We start from the raw sequence: 22767 nt of genomic DNA on the forward strand, positions 1-22767 counted from the left end.
AGCCAACCTCCAAAATGCTACGCATTTCGTCGGTGTGGCGTATCCGCTAAGGAAAATTTTAAAAGGAAACAAGGGGGAAAAGTAAATGGGAATACTTTATAATGTACCTGACTTAAAAACCTGGGGAATTATGTTCTTTATCCTCGTAGTCCTGATCGCACTGAATGAATTAGGACGTGAAACAAAATGGGGTGGAATCTTACTGTTTGTGATTGTTCCGGTTGTGCTGACAATCTTTGTATGGCCGACAACCTGTGCGCCGGGAAATGAGTACGGAACCGGAAACTGGTTCAACTGGGCAAAGACTTACTCTGCACTTGCAGGCTGTGTTGGTTTCATGCTAATGCGTTATATTCCGAATGCGACAAAGCATAAATGGGTAATCTGCTTCCCGCCACTGATTCTTGCAATCAATATTTGTGAGGCAGTTTTCCGTGATTTCGAGGCATACAGCTTCCATGCATTTGCAGGCGAGAAGGTAAACAATCTCTGGGTTATGTCAGGACCGTGGAATATCATGAATGGAATCGCAGGTATTTTAAATATCCTGCTGATCTGCGGATGGACAGGTATCTACATTTCTAAAGAGAAGAGTAAAGATATGATGTGGCCGGATATGGACTGGATCTATATCCTCGGATATGACCTCTGGAACTTTGCATATACATATAACTGTATTTCAGACCATTCTGTATACTGTGGTGTGATTCTGCTGTTATCCTGTACTATCCCTGCATTCTTTATCAAGAAGGGATGCTGGTTACAGCACAGAGCACACACACTGGCACTTTGGATTATGTTTATCATGACAGTTCCACAGTTTGCAGACAGACTGGCGCCTGTTCCGACAACACATAATCCGAAAGCATTCTTTGCTGTAAGCTTTCTTTCTTTAGTTGTGAATGCGGCGGCAGTTATTTACCAGTTCAGCGTGATCCGCAAGAATAAGTTGAATCCATTTAAGGATGAAATTTATACAGACAAAGCATTTTACAAGAAAATAAATGCAGAGAATAAATAAATTGATAATAAAAAATCCAAACAAGGATTTTTTGCGGCCAAAAACAGAAAGTATTTATCAAAATAAAAATATCCTGAACAAGTTGCAGAGCCAGAAAGCCTTGTAACTGTCAGGATATTTTTGTTTGGTGCTGTCAGCTTTAAAAAACGTTATTTACCGACAGCCCCTTCTTTATGTGAGATACATAACTTACTGGAAAATGTCTTGAAAAAATAAGAAAAATATTTAAATTATAGCGTATTTGCAGATTTTGGCTACTTTTCATCTGGATTTGGCAAGAAATGCACCTTCTTTTCGCCTATAATGCAATTGTAAACGAAAAGGAGGTGTTTAGAGATGATGAAGAGAATTAAAAGATGGCTGCATGAGATTTATGAAGAAGATATCAAGTTCTTCGGACAGATGAACGGAATGTATTTTCGATAAGCACTAGAAAAAGAAAATAAAAGAAAAAAGGAGAAAGAAAATCATGAGAAAATTAGCAAAATGGTTTGAAGAAGCACTTGAAAGTTATGTAAAATTAATGGGTAATACTTATGGATGGGGCGGAAGATTGTAAGCCATGGAATATACAGAAAAATCGAATCAAATAAACAATAAAAAATAAGGGTAGATGTCTTGAGAGAAGATATCTACTCTTATTTTTTATATATAGCAATTCTTCATAAATGTGATTCTATCCGTAAATGATTGTTTTATTTTCTCAAAAAGTATATACTTGTTTCATATATATTTTACGTTATTTTGAGAAAGGAGCACCTTTTAAATGGACTCTATATTATACGAAAACTATCTGAATATCCTAAGGCAGGAACTGGTACCTGCTCTTGGATGTACAGAACCGATCGCAATTGCCTATACAGCGGCAAAAGCACGTCAGATTCTTGGAGAATTTCCAGATTCTGTAGAAATGGAACTCAGTGGAAATATTATCAAGAATGTTAAGGGCGTTACAGTTCCGAATTCCGGAGGAATGAAAGGAATGGAAGTGGCAGCAGTTCTTGGTATCGTAGGGGGAAATGCGGATAAGGCACTGGAAGTATTGAGTGAAGTGACTTGTGAAGATATTGCGAAAACGAAAGAACTAATCAGTCAGAAGATCTGTTCCTGTTCTTTAGTTGAAGGAGTTGATAACCTCTATATTACAGCTAAAGTAAGAAAAGGAGAGCATTTTGCTTCTGTAACAATCGAACATCAGCACACGAATATTACAAGAATTGAAAAGGATGGTGAAGTGCTGTTGGATAATCCTTATAAATCAGAGGTTAAGACTACCGTAGATAAATCAAAACTTACGGTTAAAGATATCCTTGATTTTGCGGATCAGGTTCGTATGGAAGATGTGCAGCCGATCATTGATCGACAGATTAAACTGAATTCTGCGATTGCTCAGGAAGGACTTGATAATAACTATGGAGCGCAGATTGGTAAAACACTGATGCATGTATGGGGAAAGAGTGTTACTACGAGAGCCTGTGCAAGGGCAGCAGCCGGAAGTGATGCGCGTATGGGCGGATGTTCTATGCCGGTTGTTATCAATTCAGGAAGTGGTAATCAAGGCATGACGGTGTCGCTTCCGGTTATTGTGTTTGCAGATGAATGGGAAGTATCTCATGAGAAGCTTTGCCGTTCTCTTGTTGTCAGCAATCTGATTGCGATCCATCAGAAATATTATATTGGAAGTCTTTCGGCGTACTGTGGTGCAGTCAGTGCTGCCTGTGGCGCCGGTGCAGGTATTACCTATATGTATGGTGGAACCTATCAACAGGTTTCCCTGACAATCATTAATACACTTGGAAATATCGGAGGAATCGTTTGCGATGGAGCGAAACCATCTTGTGCAGCGAAGATAGCAACATCTGTTGATGCTGCGCTTATGGCTTTTCAGCTTAGTATTCAGAACAAAAGTTTCCTGCCGGGAGAAGGTATCATCAAAGATGATATTGAAGAAACAATTAAGAGCATGGGATATATTGGAAGAGTTGGTATGCGTACTACGGATACAGAGATTCTGAATGTAATGATAGACCGTGCAGATATCAATGAGGAGTGCTAGAAATGAATAATTTTATCTATGAAACACCAACAAAAGTATATTTCGGAAAAGACGAGGAATTAAAGGTCGGTAAGATCATTGCAGAGTTTCATCCAAAGAAAGTCCTGGTACATTTCGGTGGAAATTCCGCAAGAAAGAGTGGACTGCTTGATAAGGTGGAGAATTGTCTGAGGGAAGAAAACATCAGTTTTGTAGAGCTTGGCGGAGTAGTTGCGAATCCGGAACTTCCGCTTGTAAGAGAAGGGATTGAGCTTGGCAAAAAAGAAGGCGTAGACTTTGTTCTTGCAGTAGGAGGTGGATCCGTTCTGGATTCATCTAAGGCGATTGCAAATGGACTGGCGAATCCGGAAGTGGATGTCTGGGATTTTCATTGTGGTAAAGCTGTTCCACAGAAGACACTTCCGAAGGGAGCAATTCTGACATTGGCGGCAGCAGGTTCAGAGATGAGTTCTTCCTGTGTAATCAGTAATCCGGAAACAGGAGAGAAACGAGGATGTAACGGACTCTTTAACCGTATGAACTTTGCAATTGAGAATCCGGTTCTTACTTATACAGTAAGTCCTTATCAGACAGCATGCGGAGCAGTAGATATTGCAATGCATACGATTGAAAGATATTTCTGTCCGGGTGAGGATACCTATCTGACAGATTCAATTGCAGAGGCCGTGATCAAGAGTGTACGCAAAGCTGCAGGAGATTGTCTGAAGAATCCGGAAGACTATGCTGCGAGAGCAAATATGATGTGGGCATCTTCACTTGCACATAACGGACTTACACAGTGTGGAAGAGAGTTCCAGCTCGTTGTTCATCAGTTAGAGCATGAAGTATCCGGAATGTACCCGGAAGTAGCGCATGGAGCAGGACTTGCAGCGCTGTGGTGCAGTTGGGCAAGATATGTTTATAAAGCAAATATAAATCGCTGGCTGCAGTATGCATCTAACGTATGGGGACTGGATATTGATTTTGAACATCCGGAGAAGACAATTGAAACTGCAATTGATATGCAGGAGCAGTATTATGCATCGATAGGAATGCCGATCGGATTAAAAGAACTTGGTGTAAAAGAAGAGGATCTTGCGAAACTGGCACTTGATTGTTCAAGAAACAAAACGCGTTCATTAATCGGATATAAACCGTTGGCATATGAGGATATTCTGGTAATTTATCAGATGGCATATGAGAGAGGTTAATAACAGTTAATATCGAAAGCGCTGCTTAATGCGGCTGCTTTCGATACTCTCTTGGTGACATATGGTATCGTTCCTGGAATACGCGGTTGAATGTTCTCTGACTGTCGAATCCTGTCCGGATACAGATGTCGAGAATCGTATGGTCGCTGTGAAGCAGGAGACTACAGGCGTAATCCAATCTTGCTTCATTCAGATACCGGTTAAAATTAGTATGAAATGTGCCGGAGAAGACACGTGATAAAGAGGACTGACTGATTCCAAGGTCATGAGCCATTTTGGAAAGCGTCAGTTCTTCCGTATAATGTGCAGCAATATAAGAAACAGTCTGGTAGATAATGTCATTACTTCCCACACTGCTCTTATCTATCATTTCAAATAAGGGAAGAGTGCGTGCAAGTATAATCTGAATAAATGCCTGATGCAGAACATGCCCTTGTGAAGCGGCTGGATAGACCAGCATGCTTCGCAGGGCATAATTTACGTCTGGGTGTACTTCTTGAGCCAGAATTACCGGATTTACAGGACAAAATTGCTGTAATTCTTTCGTATAACTAGGAGCAAGAAGCGGTGAAGCAAGTGCATAAATCGCCTTACAGGATTCACTGTTGAATACCTGATAGTGGTGGATCAATTCCGGAAATACAAGTGCAAAATCGCCTTTTTCCATATGATACAATTCAGTTCCGACTCCGATTTCCAGTGTACCTTCTGTCACGGATACAAGTTCCATTGATTTGTGAAGATGTGGGGGAATATGGCAAGAAATCTGTTCAGCGATTTCCAGTGTTTCTTCATTTTCTTCGTAAATCGGTTTCATTTTTTCCTGCCTCCGGGTTAATTGTTTAGAATAGTTGATCTAATAGTATCATCATGCGTGTATATGACATGCTTCACAGGCAGATGGTGTTGTTGCGCATCCGCTTAGTGCTGTCTCACGCAGTTCAACCGGAAGTCGCTTTCCGACTTTGTACATTGCTTCGAGCATTTCATCAAAAGGAATGAGCTGAGAAATGCCGGCAAGGGACATTTCAGCTGCAATCAGTGCATTGGCAACCCCGGCTGCATTACGGTTCTGGCAAGGGTATTCTACCAGACCTCCGACCGGATCACAGACGAGTCCAAGCATGTTCATAAGGACTGTTGAGGCGGCATCCAGACATTGCTTAGGAGTTCCACCCATAAGTTCAACAGCGGCAGACGCTGCCATAGCAGATGCAACACCAACCTCAGCCTGACACCCTCCGACAGCACCGGCAACAGTGGCATTTCGCATGGCGAGGTAACCGACAGCGCCCGCATTGAAGAGAACCTGCTGAATCTCTTTGTCGGAGAAATGGTATACTTCCTGAAAAGCGAGAAGCAATCCCGGAACGATGCCTGCGGAACCGGCGGTAGGTGAAGCAACGATCAGTCCCATGGACGCATTTGTCTCAAGGGTTGCCATAGCATAAGTGATAGCTTTCTCAAGCAGTTCACCGCACAGTCCCTGACCACTGGCAGAATGCTGGGCAAGTTTTTGCGCCTCTCCGCCGATCAGCCCGCCCATGGAACGGATTGGTTTTTCAATCGGAGAGCGGGCAGCTTCTTTCATGATTTCAAGAACACGCGCCATTTTTTGATCCACTTCTTTAGCAGGACATTCTCCGGTTATGATCTCTCGATTACGCATAACTTCAGAGATAGAAATATTCTGTTCCTTACATAGTGTAAGGAGTTCGTTTGCATTTTTAAAATCCATATAAAAAACCTCCTTGAACACAATCACATCTGTACGACCATAACATCCAGAACATGTTCGTTCTGGCGGATGGTGTCGGCAATTTCTTCCGGAAGTTTTCCGTCGGATTCTACAATCGTGTAAGCAGTGTGTCCTTTCGATTCACGAAACAGACGCATAAAAGCAATATTGACCCGGCGGTCGCTGAGACAGCTGGTGATCCAGGCAACAACACCCGGAACATCCTTCTGGACAACAATGATAGCACTGTATTCACCGGTGAAATCTACTTCTACATGATTGATCTGTGTGATGTGGACTTTACCGCCGCCAAGAGATTCTCCACGGATCGTCATCTCCTGACCGGCAGTATTGGTCATAATAATATCGACGGTATTCGGATGAATATCAGTTTCTTCCTCATTCGGAGTAAAAGAGTATTTCAGTCCGTTTTCTGTAGCAATCTCGAAGGAATTCCGGATTCGCATATCATCAGTGGAAAATCCCATGATTCCTCCAAGAAGTGCGCGGTCAGTACCGTGTCCGTGATACGTTCTGGCGAAAGAGCCGTAGAGAATAAATTCTACTTTTGCAAGCGGTCCGTTGATCATCTTCTGTGCAAGATAAGCAATGCGTGCCGCACCGGCAGTGTGAGAACTGGAAGGACCGATCATATTCGGCCCCATAACATCAAAAACGCTGATAAAAGACATTTTAAATAGCCTCCTGAGTTTGTATATATGAGTTTAGTATAGCAAGTGCGGCGGTGGATGTAAACTATGAGAAACACGATCCGCGTAAATGCTGTTAGGGGCAGTTACTGCAAACCGTAACTGCCCCTAAGTATGATACTTATGCGAATTAGTTCTGATCAAGTACGGACTGGATCTGCTTCATCAGCTGATCGTAGTTTGACTGATCATCGATGCCACCCATGAATGGCTCGCCAACAATATTTCCGTCTTTATCTACAAGAACTGTTGTAGGGAATGCCATGATGTTTCCGGCATATTTTCCAACTGTTGAATTAGAATCGAAAGTCAGGTTCTTGTAAGAAGCGCCCTGTGCTTTCAGAATTTCTTTTGCTTCTTTGATTCCTGCTTCATTGTTGTCTAAAGTGTCAGTGTTGATACCTACAACTTCACCACCCATTTCTTTCAGTGTCTCATTTAATTCATTTAGCTTAGAGAGTTCTCCAACGCATGGCTTGCATCCACTGAACCAGAAGTTTACAACTGTAACTTTGTTTTTAGCGAAAAGACTGTCGTCTACATCATTTCCATTCAGATCTTTTCCTTTGAAACCTTTGAATACACCTGTGGACTCATCTGATTTAGAGGAAGCGTTGTCGGAGGATTCGGATGCAGCGCTCTCTTTCTCGAGTTTTGCAATCTCTTCTTCGATACCGCGAATTGTTTCAATGTCTTTGCTCAAAGTTTCATATTCTTCTTCAGAGAAAGAGTCTTTATTAGATTCAACTGTACTTGCAAGAACGTCAGCATAGTTTTCGTTCTTGGTATCACCGGCAGTGTTCTTGTTCATAAGACCAAAGGCTTTGTCCCATGCATCTTTGTGATCAGCGAAAAGCTGGTTTTCCTGCTGGTAAAGGTCGTCCAGTTTTTTGTTCAGCTCGTCATTGCTGCCCGTTTCTGTTGTGGAAGAAGATTCCTGTTTTGTATTGGTTGTTGAGGAAGAATTTCCGCAGCCTGTAAATGCAAAAAGTACAGAAATGGCAAGTGATGCAGCGATTACCTTTTTTAATTTCATTGCGTTTGTTCTAAGTGTTTTGTTTTTCATGATTTTAAATCTCCTTTAAATTACATTTTGTTTGTTTTAGTTTATTTATTGTCAGCCTTTCTCTTGTTTGAAAACCCATAATGATAGCAGATTGCGTCAGTCGGACAGGCTTTCATACATTCTCCGCAGCGGATACACTCCGGATGGTTTGGCGTGTCTACTACGTTGACATCCATCTTGCAGACACGGCTGCATTTCTGGCAGCCAACACATTTCTCATGATCAACCTGGATCTTAAGAAAAGATACCTTGTTAAACAGTGAGTAAATAGCGCCCAGCGGGCAGATCCATTTACAAAATGGACGGTAAAACAAGATGCTCAGGATGATGAAAAGCGCAAGGATCGTGAATTTAAATGTAAATAAATGTCCAAGCGCGGAACGGATTCCTGAGTTGGCAAGTGCCAGTGGGATTGCGCCTTCAAGTACTCCCTGCGGGCAAATGTATTTACAGAAGAAAGGATCTCCCATACCAAGTGAATTGGTTACAAATGCCGGAAGCAGTATAACAAAGACAACCAGAATCACATATTTCAGATACCGCAGAGGCTTCAGCTTTGCGGTGGAAAATTTCTTGCCCGGAATCTTATGCAGCAGATCCTGGAACCATCCAAATGGACAGAGAAATCCGCAGATAAATCGTCCTAACAGAACACCTAACAGGATGAAAAATCCTGTGATGTAGTAAGTGAACTTAAATTTGGAGGATCCTACTACAGCCTGAAATGCTCCGATCGGACAGGCGCCTGTGGCGGCAGGACAAGAGTAACAGTTTAGTCCCGGGACGCACATCGTCTTTATGTTTCCCTGATAAATTTTCCCTTTAAACAGATTCGGGATATGAATATTGGTCAGCAGCGTTGCAGCCGCCTGGATCCATCCGCGGAAGCGGACCAGAGGGTTTTTGCTTGATTTCATTTTCTTATCCAATTCCGACACACTCCATACATAATTTTATTGCCTTGCTAAGCACAACCGCAGCTTCTCCGCGGAAGATTCCGACAAGGAAAAATGCCAAACCGGCTGCAAGTAAAAGAATCGGTGTTGCTTTTTCAGATTTCATTAAAATACTCCTTTCAATGTTCAAAGTCGGTTTATTGACCTTTCGATGTTTGCATTATACAATAGAGGGTGTAAAATTCCTGTTAAGAAAATGGAGAAAAATAAATTGAGATTATTAGTTGTTGAAGATGAGAAGAAATTATGTGATATGATTGCGAAAAGTCTGCATCAGGCAGGTTATGAGGTAGACACGTGTAATGACGGAGAGGAAGCACTGGATATGATTTATGCGGAAATGTATGATCTGATCGTGCTGGATCTTAACCTTCCGGGGATGGATGGAATGGATATTCTTCGGGAGCTTCGCAAGGAAAATGAAGAGACAAAAGTATTGATCTTATCTGCGAGAAGTCAGATTGCAGATAAGGTTGACGGTCTTGATGCGGGGGCGAATGATTATATGGAAAAACCATTTCATCTGCAAGAGCTGGAAGCCCGTGTGCGAAGCCTGACAAGAAGAAAGTTTGTACAGAAAAATGTCTGTCTTGAATGTGGCAGTCTTCGTTTTGATACAAAAGAAAGGACTGCATATGCAAAAGACAAGCCGGTCGCATTGACAAGAAAAGAGAATGGAATTCTGGAGTATCTTCTTTTGAATCAGGGAAGACCGGTCAGTCAGGAAGAGTTGATCGAGCATGTTTGGGATTCTTCTGTAGATAGTTTCAGCGGTTCGATCCGAGTGCATATGTCTTCTCTGAGAAAGAAACTGAAAGCAGGACTTGGTTATGATCCCATCGTGAATAAGATTGGTGAGGGGTATAAGATAGGAGATGGAAAAGCATGAGAAAAATATCGCTCCAGTGGAGACTGACGATTCTTACAACCGTGCTGATCACAGTATTGTGCGGATGTCTGACATTTTTCTTATATAAGAATGGTGTCTATTATATCGATACGCTTCAGGAGACCGTCACAGATCAGGGCACTACGCCGGAGGCAGTCTACATTGATATTCCGGATAATGAGTGGGATGATTTTGCAGCGCAGTTTGCCACGAAGGTTTATAATTCGAAATCAGATTATAGAAATAGAAGTTTGTTGATCACTGGTGTTGTAGCGCTGATTGGCGGAGCAGTAACTTATTTTGTCAGTGGCCGCGCATTGAAACCACTCAGAGAATTCTCAGAAACAGTAGAAAAGGTTCAGGCGCAGAATCTGACAGAGTATACGATTGAGGAAAATAAAATCGCAGAGTTGGACCGACTTCGTACATCTTATAATAAGATGCTCCTGCGACTTTCGGAATCATTCGAGACACAGCGTCAGTTTACAGGGAATGCAGCACATGAACTCCGAACCCCTTTAGCATTAATACAGGCACAACTAGATCTCTATCATGCGGCGGAGAATTCAGAGAACGAAGCAGCTGCACAAGAGACGATCCAGATGGTAACAGAGCAAAATGAACGCCTTAGCAAGCTTGTCAGAACGCTTTTAGATATGAGTGAGCTGCAGACGGTAGCACGTAATGAAAAGATTGAAATGCAGGGGCTGATAGAGGAGGTGCTGGCAGATTTGGAACCGCTGGCGCAGGAAAAGAATATTGAACTGATACAGAAGACACAGAATTCGTCGGATGGAAGATCAGATGGAACAGAAGAGTCGTTGCTGGTTGCATGTAGTGTGAACAGTAACGAAAAGCCAGAGGATGAACTGATATTGACAGGAAGTGATATTCTACTTTATCGGATGATTTATAATCTCGTTGAAAATGCAATTAAATATAATCGGGTAGATGGAACCGTTACAGTATCGGCGAAGAGAGAAAAGAATGAAGTTGTCCTGACAGTTGCGGATACTGGGAATGGAATTGATGAGACATTTCGAGAGCAGATTTTTGAACCATTTTTCCGGGTAGATAAGTCAAGAAGCCGTGAGCTTGGCGGTGTGGGACTTGGACTTGCGTTAGTGCGTGAAATTGTGCGGGTGCATGATGGGAAGATTGAGGTTCGCGGAAATGAGCAGGGCGGAACGACATTTGAAGTGAGAATGGGTATAACAGAATAATGATAGCTGAATGAAAAGAGCCACGATCATGGTAGCTTGATGCTGCGAATGATTGTGGCTCATAGTTTTATGTGGTAGTTTAACGTTATTGTTTCATCATCCGATTCCGCCCAGCACTGCGCCGGCAATCAGTGCAACAAGTGCGAGTGGAACAAGGACATATTTTCCAAGTGGCAAGAAGCAAGTTCCGATTTTTTTCTCACGTCCAGTATTTACAGCTTTCAGTGCGAATTCTTTATCTGCGATCCAGAAGAACATGATCGCTGCAAGCATTGCTCCAAGTGGGCAGATATAGATAGAAACTGCGTCCATCCATCCGGAGACGATGCCCTGGATGAGAAGTGCGATACAGCAGCCGAATGCTGCAATGATTCCAACAGCTGAGACACGCTTTAATCCGAAACGTTCCTGTAATGTAGCAACCGGAGCTTCGTACAGATTTACAAGTGAACTCATTCCAGCAAAAAGTACGCAGATGTAGAAAATGATTCCTACAATCTTGCCGCCGGGCATTCCGTTGAATACATTGACCAGATAGATAAACATCAGTCCTGGTCCACCGGAAGACAATTCAGCACCGCCGACTGCCATTCCCGGAATGATCACGAAAGCAGCGAGTAAGGCAGCGATTGTATCGAAGATGGCAACATTTTTTGCAGAACTTACCAGGTCTTCAGAATCCTTTAAGTAGGAACCATAAATAACAGTTCCATTTCCGGCAATGGACAGAGAGAAGAATGCCTGCCCAAAAGCATAGATCCAAAGTCTTGGATCTAAAAGTCCCTTTGGATTGATCGTGAAGATGTAACGATATCCGGTTGATGAACCAGGAAGGGAGAAAATATATACCCCGAGTCCAAGAAACAGTACGAACAATAACGGCATCATTACGCCGTTGGCACGCTCGATTCCACCGGCAATCCCCATTGCCATGATCACAGCAGTTACAAGGACTGCAATTACAAGCCAAAGGTTATTACCAAAAGCAGAAGCAGTACTGTCGAACATGCCTCCAATTTGATTCATATCTTGTTTCATGCCGGCAAGCTGTCCGGTCAGCGCAAGGAAAGTGTATTTGAAAATCCATCCGACAACAACGGTGTATCCGATTGCAAGTGCGAGGGAGCCGAGAACCGGAAGCAGTCCGATCAATTCACCTGTTTTCTTATTGCCAGTTCGCATTTCTGTACAGACACCGAAGGCTTTGATTGGTCCACCTTTGGCAGCGCGTCCGAGCGCCATCTCTTCGATCACTCCGGTAGAAGCAATCAATATTACAAATAAAATATAAGGAATCAGAAAAGTCATACCACCCCAGTCTGATACCATGTAAGGAAATCGCCAGATATTCCCCATACCGACGGCAGATCCGATGCAGGCAAGGATAAATCCTGTCCGGCTTTTGAATCCGTCACGTTCTTTCTCATGTTTTCCCATGTGTAGTCCTCCTGTAAAAGTGCGTATACTTTTGTACACGAACGTATTGATGTATTATAGCATATTTACATAAAGAAAAGAAGCACCGAGATGATGCTTCTTTTGGTGTAATATTTTTTACAGTACAATGTGAGTGGCGATTTTATGATAAAATCAAATTTTTTTATCTAACCATTTTTTAACAGTAGTTGTATCTACCAGTCGGCTCCAAGGATTAATTGTGGAAAATTTGCTAAAAGTTCTAACTCGCCGTGCTGACTGTGTATTAAATCAATTTTGTCATCAAATAAATCAAGAAGCTGTTTTTCAAGAGCTTTTCCTTCTAAAGTCTGTTGCAGCCAAACGTAGACTCTTTCGCAGGTGAGATGAATGTTCGTGCAATAATCAACAAAAAGAGGACTGATTTCTAACATGATAGAACAAATCTCACTGTCGTAGATTTGGATTTCCGGATAAATATACAGAGAGTAATATCGTTTCCAGGCATCAATATTTTCTTTATTTTTCATAAACGCACGGATTCTGTTTTTCATTTCTTCGGCATATTGCAAACAGCCGTCGTGATCTAAAGATGCTACATAGTTGATATGCTTGTCTTTCTTTTTGAAAAGTCTGTCAATGTCAGTAATGTCAAGTGTATGAAGAAACTGACGAATCTTGCGACAGTTTTCATTATACTGAATGTTTGTAAGATGATTTAATTTCTGCCACAAAAATTCTTGGTACTCGGTCAACGGTGGTTCGGGAAGGAAATGAACCCACAAAATCCGGTTAACCTGAAGCTTATCATTTGCATCAAAAGAATCACTTTCCGGATAAGAGCATATTTCAGGAATATGGATCTGAGTTCCTAAGGCATATAGTTTATCAATATCTGTGTTAACCGGAAGGCGTTCGAAAAGATCATTCATAGCAGATAAAATTCCTTCTAAACGTTCCTTTTCTTTATGGAGCTCTTTGATATGCTGATTTAAATATAGTCCGGTGCTGTCAGGCGTATTCATAATAGATCTGATCACGGAAATAGAAAGGCCGGCATTACGAAACAGACGTATTAAAGATAGTCGCTTCACTTCTTTCTCTGAAAAATCATAATAACCGTTCTGAACATCAGAAGCAGGAGAAAGTAATCCTTCCTTAATATAATAGTGAATAGTTCTTTTTGTAAATCCGCTGATTTTACAGATTTCCTGCATTCTCATAACGTATCCTCCTTGTCACGTTATCTGTATAATTTCAGTATACTTATTCTAAAGCGTACAGTCAACTGTACAGAGGAAATGGCCCTGTTTTCCGATAAAAGATTTCTCATGGGGATTTTAACTAATGTAGTTTGGAAAAAAGTAAAAAGTAGGGCATGAAGTTTGGCAATAATGTGTCATTGACGTTCATTCATCTGTACAGTGTAAACTATAGGTAACGCAAAACTCGTAGCAAGAATGATGGAGCATTCTTGGAAAATGAAATAAGAAAAAGGAGGCTGATTTTTGTGTTTGAGAAGTTATTTAGTCCTATAAAAATAAAAGATATGGAATTAAAGAACCGTATTATTCTTCCGGCTATGGGAACGAAATTTTCAGGTGACGGAAGTGAAGTTACAGACAAACTGATCGATTATCATGTGGCTCGTGTAAAAGGTGGAAGCGGATTAAACATTGTCGAAGTTACAAGTGTTTACACACCAGCAGCACCAAAACGTTTCTTATCCCTTAGTGAAGACGAGTATATTCCGGGTATGAAAAGATTAACAGATGCAATCCATGCAGAAGGTGGTAAGGCCGGCGTTCAGTTGTGGCTTGGAGCTCTGGCAGTTTCTTCTGACCGTGCAGCGCAGATCATTATCCCAAGTGATATGCCGATCAGTGCAGAAATCACAATTCCGGGAATGCCTAAAGAATTGATTCCGGTTGTAGTAGATGCTTATGGAAAGGCTGCAAACCGCGCAGTTCAGGCAGGATATGACTGTATTGAATTCCATTGTGCACATACCTACCTGCCACACTCTTTCTTGTCCGGTGGAATTAACAGACGAACAGATGAGTATGGCGGATCTTTTGAAAACCGTGCAAAATTCCCATTAGAGTGTATTCGTGCAATCCGTGCTAATATGCCGGAGGGTATGCCATTGTTAATGAGAATCGATGCACATGATGATTATCTTGAAGGTGGACTTACAATCGAAGAAGTAATCAAATTCTGTAAACTTGCACAGGAAGCAGGTGTTGACGTTCTGGATGTTTCCAGAGGAAATATTTTGTCAAATGGATTGAAATTCGAAGTTCCTCCTGTAGATCTTCCACAGGGATTTAATGTTGACAATGCAGCTAAAATCCGCGAGGAAACAGGAATGTTGACAATTGGGGTTGGACGAATTAATACACCTGAACTTGCAGAAAAGATTCTGGAAGAAGACAAAGTAGATATGGTTGTTATGGGACGTGCACAGCTTGCAGACCCTGACTTCTGTAAGAAGGCAGAAGCAGGGCAGACAGACGATATTGATTATTGTATCGGATGCAATCAGGGCTGTTATGACGGATTTGAAAATATGGATATGGAATGTATTACCTGTCTTCGTAACCCGGCTCTTGGACGCGAAAAAGAATGTGAGATCCATCTGACAGAAAAACCAGAGACAGTACTTGTAGCCGGTGGAGGTATTGCAGGACTGGAAGCTGCAATTATCCTGAAGAAGAGAGGACATGATCCGATTCTCTGCGAAGCGACAGACACACTTGGTGGTCAGTTCTTAACAGCAGGTGAGGCACCGCGTAAGAAAGAAATGAAAGCGGCGGCAATCTCAATGGCTAAGAAGGCGGAACGACTGGGCGTTGATATTCGTATGAATACAAAAGTTACACCGGAAATGATTGAAGAAATCAAACCTCATACTGTTATGAACGCAATCGGTGCAGAGTCAATCATTCCTCCGATTCCGGGCGTAGATAAGGCATTTGTAAAAGATTCTCATGATGTATTAGACGGTAAAGCAGAAGCTACAGGAAATGTTGTTGTGATCGGTGGCGGTATGGTCGGCATGGAAACAGCAGAATATCTGGCAGAAAAGGGAGCGAAAGTAAGCGTTCTCGAAATGCTTCCGGATATCTGTTCTGATATGGGAACAACAAGAAAAATATGTATGGGTGAAGAAATCCAGAAATCCGGCATTATCCCGGTTACATCCATAAAAGTAACTGAAATCGGTGACAATGTTGTGATCGGCGAAAAAGACGGAGAAAAAGTTGAATTCCCATGTGATACGGCAGTACTTGCAATCGGTGCTAAGAAACGTGACGGAAGTGCTCTTGCAGAGACATGTTATAAAAACGGAATCGGCTACTTTGAGATCGGTGATGCAGCAATGGCAAGACGTGCAATTAATGCAACCAGAGAAGCAATGGATGCAGCACTTACATTTGACCGTGAAGATGTGCACAGAGATGTATCAAAACCGAAAAAACTTGTTTTCATAACAGGTGCGAGCGGAATGATGGGAGGCCAGACACTGAAACAGTTGCTGGCAAGACCAAACAGATTCAAAGTACGTGCGCTGCTCAGACCATCCGATAAGAATCGTGTATTTGCAAAGAAACATATGTGTCCTGCACTTGAAGTTGTATGGGGAGACATGTCAGATTACGACACAATCAAAAAATGCGTAGATGGTTGTGATTATGTATTACATATTGGCGCAATGGTATCTCCGGCAGCGGATAAATATCCGGAAGAGACATTGTATACAAATATCGGATCAACATTAAATATCATAAAAGCAATTAAAGAGCAGCCAGATCCGGATAAAGTTCATTTGGCATATGTCGGAACAGTTGCTATGACAGGAAGCAGACTGGAACCGGTACATTTTGGTAGAGTTGGAGATCCGATGAACCCGTCTATTCACGATTACTATGCATTGTCAAAAGTATTTACTGAGGCAGCATTGTATGATTGCGGATTAAAATACTGGGTATCCATTCGCCAGACTGGTCAGCATCCAAGTGCAGAGACGGCAGCTCAGGAACCAATCATGTTCCATCAGCCACCGAACAATGTATTGGAGTGGAGCACACAGATTGAGTCTGGTATCTGTATGGCAAACTTATGTGAAGACTGGGTAGATGAAAGCTTTTGGAGAAAAGCATATAACTTAAGTAGTGGAAAAGAATTCCGTAAGACTACATGGGAATTCATGAATCTTAATCTGAATCCAATGGGTTATAATTTTGAAGATATTTATGAACCACAGCAGATGGCAAGATTTAACTTCCATGGACAGTACTATACAGATGCAGATGTTTTGGAAAATTATCTCCACTTCCGCTGCATTTCCGGAAAAGAGTATTGGGAAAAAGTTGAAAACACAGCAAGACGTCTCTTCAAGAACCCAATGGTTGCGGCAATGCTTCCGAATATTGAGCAGTTAAAGGAAAAAAATAAAGCGATAGCTTCAAAAGAAATGGGACCAAGATGGGCAGAAGAAAATAATAAAACTGAATGGATTCAGGCATTCTACGGATCTTTGGAAGAAAAACACAAATTGATCGGAACAAAATTCGAACTTCATCGTCCAAGCGAAGAAGAAACATTCCTTGATCACGGATATGATGAAAGCAAAGATCTTGAGAATCTGACAGCTGAAGATCTGCAGAAAGCGGCAGAATTCAGAGGAGGCGAGTATCTTGGCGGAGAAATCGAAGATATCTATACTCCTGTAAAATGGAAATGTGCATTTGGACATGAATTTGATTTATCTGTAAATGCGGCTCTTCAGGGAGGACACTGGTGTCCAGAATGTATGAAGAAGAGTTGGGCTTATCCAAAGATTGCAAGAAAGAACCCATTCTATGCACAGGTATGGGATCCACAGCACAGTAAAGATGAGACTTACGAAATTCCAATGAGATTCAGCGCATATGAGATTCGTGAAGAATTGAAGAAAAAACTTGATTTATAAACACAATAATAATCTTTTCTGATGAAAGGGCTGTCGTATGACAGCTCTTTTAATTTACGCGGGCAACGAGCCAAAGTCCGTGCTTGCACGAGACCTTGGCGACTGCCGTGATAACTTGAGAAACTCGCGGAGCGTGTTTCTCATAGTTGGTAAGAGCATTAGGGAAGAATATTATGCAATATGACAGAAAGAAAAGTCCATCCCTTTCTCAAGCAATCCACTTTCAGTAATTGTTTTATAAACAGCATCTGCAAGTGCTGCATGACCGGATTCATCCAGATGTTCTCGGTCAATTTCACTTGGAAGAGCGATTTTTGAAGCGTCCAGAAAACCGGCGTGATAATGAGTGGCAACTTTCCGATATTCCTGTGCAAGCTGTCTGGAAACCTGTTCAGACGCAAAATCGAATTCAGGATCAAAGCCGTCATCTCCGACTCCATTGCCAAGATGGATCGGAGAGATGATCAAGAGTTCAAAGGGCTGAGAACTATATTTCTTCGCCTTTTCAATAACCTGAATCAATCCTTTGGCAATCGTTTTGGAAGAAGCGTTAAAGCGCGTTTTACAGTCATTTGTTCCTAACATGAGAACCAGAAGATCTATAGGATTGTGAGTCTCTATTGTGATTCCAATCTGGTCTAATCCGCGGCGGCCTTCGCGAAAAGCGTCCGAAAAAATAGTTGTGCGGCCGCACAATCCTTCTTCGATAATGCGATGTCCGTTGCCGAATTTCTTCTGAAGCAGGCAGGTCCATCTTGTTTTTTCATCAAAGCGTCCGGTTCCATCCGGGCGGTATCCGTAAGTATTCGAATCTCCAAAGCATAAGATGTTCATAAGCAAATTCCTCACTCAAACAAAATAACATATTAAACAAGTATGAAAAGTATGATAAAGCATTTTAACGAGAAAGTCAATAGAAAAACCCAATAAACATATAAAAGTAGTAGGAAATAGAAGACGATAGGGGAATGCTCGGGTTATTGGCATATTCATGCCAAAACACCTCGCGGGATAGTGGTGTGTGAACAGTAATTATTGTTCATCGATGAGATGTCACAGGCAGGAAGTAAGCATTGTTTTTGAGAAAATAATTTTGTATAATGAAGTGCAAAGCTGGTTACGATAAGAGATAGCAGCAAGAATGTCGAGGCATTCTTGAATATACGACTTGGGAAGTGAAAGACAAACTATGAAATGTAAATGGATAAAGAAGTTAACAGCAGGAATTATATTTCTTGCGGCAGTTGGAAGTCTGAGTGGCTGTCAGAAAGCAGCGACATCGGAGAATCTGTTCCGCGATATTGAGGTTAATATGACATCGGTAGAATCGGCAGAAGAGAATCAGATCGTAAAACTGCAGATGGGTAATGGCAACAGTGCAATCAGCCAGGAGAGCAATCTGGATATCGAGATGACACGGGATCCGGCAGCAGTACACAGAAAAGGTCAGCAGAAGACGAATATGGCCGGAACGAAAGAGACACAGGAGATGGAATCTTATCAGGTGGAAGAAGACGGGAAGACTGTGATCTACAGTGGAACGGATGAAGCCTGGGAGAAGAACGCTGTTGAGGAGAAAGAGACATCTTCACAGCAGACGGTATTGTTCGATGGACTTCAGAATCTGTCCGGAGCATTCAGCGTTTCACAGGATCTTGCGACCGTGAATAAGGAAGAGTGCTTTGAGCTGACAGGAACGATCAGTGGAACACAGTTCCAGGAGACATTTGCAGATACGCTGAAAGCTTTACTCGGAGAAGATTCCTCTGATCTGTCAGGCTGGAATCTACAGGCTTCCGAGGATGAGGAAAACAACGAGGAGCTTCAGCAGAAATTGAACAACGTAAAAGTGGACTGTGTGATTGATATTTATAGAAGTAATATACTTCCGGCAAAGATTACCTTTGATCTGACAGATTATTTGAAGGCAGCAGGAGAAGAGAATGCACAGGTGACATCCTATACACTGGAAGTGACATTTGTGTCCTATAATGATACAAAGAAGATTAAAGTGCCAAAGGCTGTAAAGGAATCTGCGAAGGATAACGGTGAGGACGAAGCGGAGAATAATACAGATGAAATGCTGGAAGAAGAGAATCAGGAAGCAGCGGCAGAAGCAGAAGCCACTAAGGGAATCCAGTCGGATATAGAAGGTGCCGCACCACAAAGTGAAGAACTTGGAGCAAGCTGGAATTCTTATACCGTTCAGATTAACGGTAAAGGACTGACGCTTCCGTGTACAATCGCAGACCTGGAAAGCACTGGACTTACGCTGGATGAAAAAAGCCTTCCGCAGGAGTATGAGATTGAAGCAGGAGATTATCAGAATGCCTGGTTTAAAGATGCTTCCAAGAATACGATCATGGTGGATCTGATCAATACAGGGAATGCTGTAAAAGAAGCGAAGGATTGTCTGGTCGGAGGAATCTATGTGGAACAGTATTCACTGAGAAACGAAGACTTGACAGTAATATTCCCGGGAGGAATCCAGTTAGGAACGGCAATTGATGTCGTTCAGGCAGCATATGGAGAAGCATCCCAACATACAGAATCCGAGCTTGTAAATGTATATAACTGGTATGAAGACGGAAGTTTTTATAATAGTTGCGAGATCGATACGAACAGCACGGATGGAACAGTAAGCATGATGGGAATCAGCAGGTTCGAAGTGAAAAATGGTGAGTAACTGTTACATTCTTGAATTGTGATGAAAAAAATAAAAGAAAATTTGTAAAAACACTTGCATTTCACAAAAACATATGATATTATATAAAACGGTCACGCGAGAAAGTGATCGTTGAGGCCCCGTGGTCAAGCGGTTAAGACATCGCCCTTTCACGGCGGTAACACGGGTTCGATTCCCGTCGGGGTCATTTTACAGAAAGCATTGCTGGCTGTAATAAAATTTAAGATATGGCGCAGTAGCCAAGCGGTAAGGCGTGGGTCTGCAACACCCTGATTCACCGGTTCAAATCCGGTCTGCGCCTCTTAGAAAGTCTGGAAATGATTGTTTTCGGACTTTTTTCTTTATGTGAAAATAAGTATTAGATACAACAAAATCCCCCATGAGAAGAAGTAAAGGTTCTGTCTTTCCATGGGGGATTTTGCGTGCAATATTATAGGGCTTATCAGTTAATAAACAAAACTTATGAATTCGCAAGTGCTGTCTGTTTTACATCCGGAATTGCAATCAAAATCGGATAAAGTACAGCAGAAAGGATCAGTCCACCGATTCCCTGGACCAGGTTCGCCGGAACGCTTGCGAATGCGCCGGCTCCGTAGATAAAGTACTCGCACAGGCAGTAACCGCCGGCAACGAGAATAATATCAGCAACACCGCCGAGGATGACTGCTGTGTAACGGCTCTTGGAATTCTTACCTACTTTACGGTAAAGAAGGGCGGAGCAAAGGGATACCAGTCCTTTGATCACAAATGTGATCGGAACATAGACAAAATATCCTCCGAGCAGGTCTGCCATAGCAGATCCGATACCGCCTGCGAGGAATCCCCATGCAGGTCCGAGAACAACACCAGCAAGGATAACAATCGCATCACCCGGGTGAATATATCCGCTTGTTCCGGGAGTAGGAATCTTGATTGACATCGTAGCAACACAGGCAAGCGCTGCGAACAGTGCAGCCATGACAAGTTTCTTTAATGTTACTGTTGACTTAGAATTCATAACAAAAACCTCTTTCCTTTAAGATTTATCATACTATACAACATAAGTGGACTATAAAAAAGAGCCACTTTTACAAAAATAAACCATACCAGTTTTAAACGAAAAATAAATTTATAAAATCTTAAGAAATGTAGAGAGTATGCTTTAAGATGTTGATGAAATAATAAAAAAGATTTAAATCAGAACCGTTTGTACCTGTATAGATACGTTGCCAGGGAACACAGTTCACAAAAGAAGGAGAACTACAAAAGATGGGATATCATTCGATCATATATATCTTCTTATTTCTTCCGGTCTGTCTGTTCGTCTATCAGCTTGCACCGGAGAAATGGAGAGGAAGAGTCCTGCTGGGATTCAGCTGGATTTTCTTTTATCTGTTAAGTGGAAAATTACTGGTTTATCTTTTAGGAACAACGCTTTTGACCCATTGTATCGGCATCTGGCTGACTGTGATCCGGATGCAGGAAGCGAAGGCTGTAGAAGGTCTGGAACGGAAACAAAAGAAAGCAGTGAAGATGGAATATCAGAAAAAAGGACGAAGAGTTCTTGCACTTGGCATCTTCATTTTACTTGGAATTCTCGGCTATCTGAAATATTTTGATTTCTTTACGGTGAATTTAAGTCATCTGTTTGGACATCCGGTTCTGGAAGGATGGAGACCGGAAAATCTATTAATGCCAATTGGAATTTCATTTTATACATTGCAGGCTATTGGTTATATGACAGATGTGTACTGGGGAACCATACAGGCAGAGACAGAAATCTGGAGAACCGCATTGTTTCTTGGATTCTTCCCACAGATCATGGAAGGACCAATCGCAAGATATTCTGATGTGGCAGACACATTGTATACAGGAAAATCATTGGAATATAGAAATGTGGTCGATGGTTATGTAAGAATCTTCTGGGGACTCTTTAAAAAGATGGTGATAGCTGACCGTATGGCACTGATGGTAAATCAGGTATTTGACCATTATGCAGACTATCATGGTGCAGTGATTCTTGCAGCAGCGATTGGTTACGTGATTCAGCTTTATATGGAATTCTCCGGCTGTATGGACATCATTATAGGAAGTGGAAAGTTGTTTGGTATCTGCCTTCCGGAAAACTTCCGACAGCCGTTCTGTGCGAAGAATCCTTCGGAATTCTGGCGCAGATGGCATATTACACTCGGCGCGTGGTTCAAGGCATATATTTTCTATCCGGTATCGGTATCCGGATTGGTTAAGAAATGGAACCAGTATGGAAGAAAGCATTGCGGAAAACATATTACAAGACTGGTGACTTCTGCAATCGCCCTGTTCCCAGTGTGGGTTGCGAACGGAGTCTGGCATGGTGCGCAGTGGAATTATATTTTTTATGGAATGTATTACTTTGTTCTGATCATGCTTGGGATTGCTGTAGAACCGGTTCGAGACTGCATTTTGGAAACATGTCATATCAATCCAGAGACGAGGGTTTGGAGAATGATTCAGATCGCAAAGACGTGGGTGATCATTGTGGTCGGAGAATTATTTTTCCGTGCAAATGGATTGAAGGCCGGATGGTATATGTTCTGCAATATGATAAAGCGTTTTGATGCAGGACAATTAACAGATGGGACACTGTATACACTCGGGCTCGAGCGGGCGGATTATCTGGCAGTGATAGTGGGATGCCTGATCGTCGGAATTGTGGGTTCTATGAAAGAGCACGGAATCTCTGTGCAGAAGAAAATGGGAGAACTGGCTGTACCGGTGCGTTGGGGATTGTATTATGCTTTGATTATAGGTATTTTAATCTTCGCAGCGTATGGGGATGGATATCAGATTCAAGATCTGATTTACGCCGGTTTCTGAGGTGAT

General features: G+C 42.1%; 18 protein-coding genes and 2 tRNA genes. 10 read left to right on the forward strand and 10 right to left on the reverse strand.

Annotation, left to right across the window (positions count from 1 at the left end):
- Window positions 1-85 precede the first annotated feature (85 nt).
- The 3 genes from LI126_RS00095 (at window position 86) to LI126_RS00105 (ending at window position 4267) form a co-directional block, all read left to right on the forward strand.
- On the forward strand, window positions 86-1021 hold the full coding sequence (locus tag LI126_RS00095) for a DUF5692 family protein (RefSeq protein WP_055163273.1): 936 nt from the start codon (window positions 86-88) through the stop codon (window positions 1019-1021).
- A gap of 766 nt (window positions 1022-1787) precedes the next feature.
- Window positions 1788-3077, forward strand: a complete 1290-nt coding sequence (locus LI126_RS00100) for an L-cysteine desulfidase family protein (protein ID WP_117498323.1) — start codon at window positions 1788-1790, stop codon at window positions 3075-3077.
- A gap of 2 nt (window positions 3078-3079) precedes the next feature.
- A complete protein-coding gene (locus LI126_RS00105; protein WP_227164588.1) occupies window positions 3080-4267 on the forward strand; it encodes an iron-containing alcohol dehydrogenase in 1188 nt (395 codons plus the stop codon).
- A 25-nt stretch (window positions 4268-4292) separates the two neighbouring features.
- Here the strand turns inward: LI126_RS00105 and LI126_RS00110 are convergent, their stop codons facing one another.
- The 6 genes from LI126_RS00110 to LI126_RS00135 all read right to left on the reverse strand — a co-directional run bounded on the left by LI126_RS00110 (window position 4293) and on the right by LI126_RS00135 (window position 8843).
- The gene (locus LI126_RS00110) at window positions 4293-5084 is read right to left on the reverse strand and encodes a helix-turn-helix transcriptional regulator (RefSeq protein WP_015527732.1); all 792 of its coding nucleotides are present in this window, start codon (window positions 5082-5084) and stop codon (window positions 4293-4295) included.
- A 51-nt stretch (window positions 5085-5135) separates the two neighbouring features.
- A complete protein-coding gene (gene sdaAA / locus LI126_RS00115) occupies window positions 5136-6005 on the reverse strand; it encodes an L-serine ammonia-lyase, iron-sulfur-dependent, subunit alpha (protein WP_227164589.1) in 870 nt (289 codons plus the stop codon).
- A gap of 23 nt (window positions 6006-6028) precedes the next feature.
- A complete protein-coding gene (gene sdaAB, locus LI126_RS00120) occupies window positions 6029-6697 on the reverse strand; it encodes an L-serine ammonia-lyase, iron-sulfur-dependent subunit beta (protein WP_020437103.1) in 669 nt (222 codons plus the stop codon).
- A gap of 148 nt (window positions 6698-6845) precedes the next feature.
- Window positions 6846-7781 (reverse strand): TlpA disulfide reductase family protein, encoded by a 936-nt coding sequence (locus tag LI126_RS00125; RefSeq protein WP_227164590.1) that lies wholly within the window; start codon window positions 7779-7781, stop codon window positions 6846-6848.
- A 41-nt stretch (window positions 7782-7822) separates the two neighbouring features.
- Window positions 7823-8710: a 4Fe-4S binding protein gene (locus LI126_RS00130; RefSeq protein WP_227164591.1), complete on the reverse strand. Its 888-nt coding sequence runs from the start codon at window positions 8708-8710 to the stop codon at window positions 7823-7825.
- Complete coding sequence (locus LI126_RS00135; protein WP_227164592.1) at window positions 8703-8843, reverse strand: CD1871A family CXXC motif-containing protein; 141 nt, start codon at window positions 8841-8843, stop codon at window positions 8703-8705. The genes LI126_RS00130 and LI126_RS00135 overlap by 8 nt, the downstream gene beginning before the upstream one ends.
- 45 nt (window positions 8844-8888) lie before the next feature.
- On the opposite strand from LI126_RS00135, the gene LI126_RS00140 reads away from it, so the two are divergent.
- Together LI126_RS00140 and LI126_RS00145 are read left to right on the forward strand one after the other, a co-directional pair.
- Window positions 8889-9626: a response regulator transcription factor gene (locus LI126_RS00140; protein WP_055157866.1), complete on the forward strand. Its 738-nt coding sequence runs from the start codon at window positions 8889-8891 to the stop codon at window positions 9624-9626.
- On the forward strand, window positions 9623-10849 hold the full coding sequence (locus LI126_RS00145; RefSeq protein ID WP_227164593.1) for a sensor histidine kinase: 1227 nt from the start codon (window positions 9623-9625) through the stop codon (window positions 10847-10849). The genes LI126_RS00140 and LI126_RS00145 overlap by 4 nt, the downstream gene beginning before the upstream one ends.
- 96 nt (window positions 10850-10945) lie before the next feature.
- Here LI126_RS00145 and LI126_RS00150 read toward each other — a convergent pair whose 3' ends face one another.
- Window positions 10946-12286: a sodium-dependent transporter gene (locus tag LI126_RS00150; RefSeq protein ID WP_227164594.1), complete on the reverse strand. Its 1341-nt coding sequence runs from the start codon at window positions 12284-12286 to the stop codon at window positions 10946-10948.
- 194 nt (window positions 12287-12480) lie between these two features.
- Window positions 12481-13488: a helix-turn-helix domain-containing protein gene (locus tag LI126_RS00155; protein WP_227164595.1), complete on the reverse strand. Its 1008-nt coding sequence runs from the start codon at window positions 13486-13488 to the stop codon at window positions 12481-12483.
- 287 nt (window positions 13489-13775) lie between these two features.
- Here LI126_RS00155 and baiCD point away from each other — a divergent pair, with 287 nt between their 5' ends.
- Complete coding sequence (baiCD, locus tag LI126_RS00160) at window positions 13776-17240, forward strand: bile acid Fe-S flavoenzyme BaiCD (RefSeq protein WP_055147243.1); 3465 nt, start codon at window positions 13776-13778, stop codon at window positions 17238-17240.
- A gap of 171 nt (window positions 17241-17411) precedes the next feature.
- Here the strand turns inward: baiCD and LI126_RS00165 are convergent, their stop codons facing one another.
- The gene (locus tag LI126_RS00165; protein ID WP_227164596.1) at window positions 17412-18074 is read right to left on the reverse strand and encodes a GDSL-type esterase/lipase family protein; all 663 of its coding nucleotides are present in this window, start codon (window positions 18072-18074) and stop codon (window positions 17412-17414) included.
- A 355-nt stretch (window positions 18075-18429) separates the two neighbouring features.
- Between LI126_RS00165 and LI126_RS00170 the strand changes: the two genes are divergently transcribed.
- From LI126_RS00170 to LI126_RS00180, 3 genes are all read left to right on the forward strand, one after another.
- Entirely contained in the window at window positions 18430-19926 is a 1497-nt protein-coding gene (locus LI126_RS00170; RefSeq protein ID WP_227164597.1) for a DUF6612 family protein, read from the forward strand.
- A gap of 115 nt (window positions 19927-20041) precedes the next feature.
- A tRNA-Glu gene (locus LI126_RS00175) sits at window positions 20042-20113 on the forward strand.
- A 42-nt stretch (window positions 20114-20155) separates the two neighbouring features.
- A tRNA-Cys gene (locus LI126_RS00180) sits at window positions 20156-20227 on the forward strand.
- 159 nt (window positions 20228-20386) lie between these two features.
- On the opposite strand, the gene LI126_RS00185 is transcribed toward LI126_RS00180, so the two are convergent.
- Window positions 20387-20923, reverse strand: coding sequence for an ECF transporter S component (locus LI126_RS00185; protein ID WP_015527747.1), 537 nt, complete (start codon window positions 20921-20923; stop codon window positions 20387-20389).
- Between the two features lie 251 nt (window positions 20924-21174).
- Here LI126_RS00185 and LI126_RS00190 point away from each other — a divergent pair, with 251 nt between their 5' ends.
- Window positions 21175-22761: an MBOAT family O-acyltransferase gene (locus LI126_RS00190; protein ID WP_227164598.1), complete on the forward strand. Its 1587-nt coding sequence runs from the start codon at window positions 21175-21177 to the stop codon at window positions 22759-22761.
- Window positions 22762-22767 lie beyond the last annotated feature (6 nt).

Source organism: Mediterraneibacter sp. 210702-DFI.5.30 (assembly GCF_020560115.1).
GTDB lineage: Bacteria > Bacillota > Clostridia > Lachnospirales > Lachnospiraceae > Mediterraneibacter > Mediterraneibacter faecis.

Coding starts and splice junctions, on each gene's coding strand:
- LI126_RS00135 (WP_227164592.1), bottom strand. CDS start 8,843: ATGAAATCTGAAAAAGCAACACCGATTCTTTTACTTGCAGCCGGTTTG.
- sdaAA (WP_227164589.1), bottom strand. CDS start 6,005: ATGGATTTTAAAAATGCAAACGAACTCCTTACACTATGTAAGGAACAG.
- LI126_RS00185 (WP_015527747.1), bottom strand. CDS start 20,923: ATGAATTCTAAGTCAACAGTAACATTAAAGAAACTTGTCATGGCTGCA.
- LI126_RS00125 (WP_227164590.1), bottom strand. CDS start 7,781: ATGAAAAACAAAACACTTAGAACAAACGCAATGAAATTAAAAAAGGTA.
- LI126_RS00170 (WP_227164597.1), top strand. CDS start 18,430: ATGAAATGTAAATGGATAAAGAAGTTAACAGCAGGAATTATATTTCTT.
- LI126_RS00105 (WP_227164588.1), top strand. CDS start 3,080: ATGAATAATTTTATCTATGAAACACCAACAAAAGTATATTTCGGAAAA.
- LI126_RS00145 (WP_227164593.1), top strand. CDS start 9,623: ATGAGAAAAATATCGCTCCAGTGGAGACTGACGATTCTTACAACCGTG.
- LI126_RS00140 (WP_055157866.1), top strand. CDS start 8,889: ATGTTTGCATTATACAATAGAGGGTGTAAAATTCCTGTTAAGAAAATG.
- LI126_RS00110 (WP_015527732.1), bottom strand. CDS start 5,084: ATGAAACCGATTTACGAAGAAAATGAAGAAACACTGGAAATCGCTGAA.
- LI126_RS00095 (WP_055163273.1), top strand. CDS start 86: ATGGGAATACTTTATAATGTACCTGACTTAAAAACCTGGGGAATTATG.
- LI126_RS00165 (WP_227164596.1), bottom strand. CDS start 18,074: ATGAACATCTTATGCTTTGGAGATTCGAATACTTACGGATACCGCCCG.
- sdaAB (WP_020437103.1), bottom strand. CDS start 6,697: ATGTCTTTTATCAGCGTTTTTGATGTTATGGGGCCGAATATGATCGGT.
- LI126_RS00155 (WP_227164595.1), bottom strand. CDS start 13,488: ATGAGAATGCAGGAAATCTGTAAAATCAGCGGATTTACAAAAAGAACT.
- LI126_RS00150 (WP_227164594.1), bottom strand. CDS start 12,286: ATGGGAAAACATGAGAAAGAACGTGACGGATTCAAAAGCCGGACAGGA.
- LI126_RS00190 (WP_227164598.1), top strand. CDS start 21,175: ATGGGATATCATTCGATCATATATATCTTCTTATTTCTTCCGGTCTGT.
- LI126_RS00100 (WP_117498323.1), top strand. CDS start 1,788: ATGGACTCTATATTATACGAAAACTATCTGAATATCCTAAGGCAGGAA.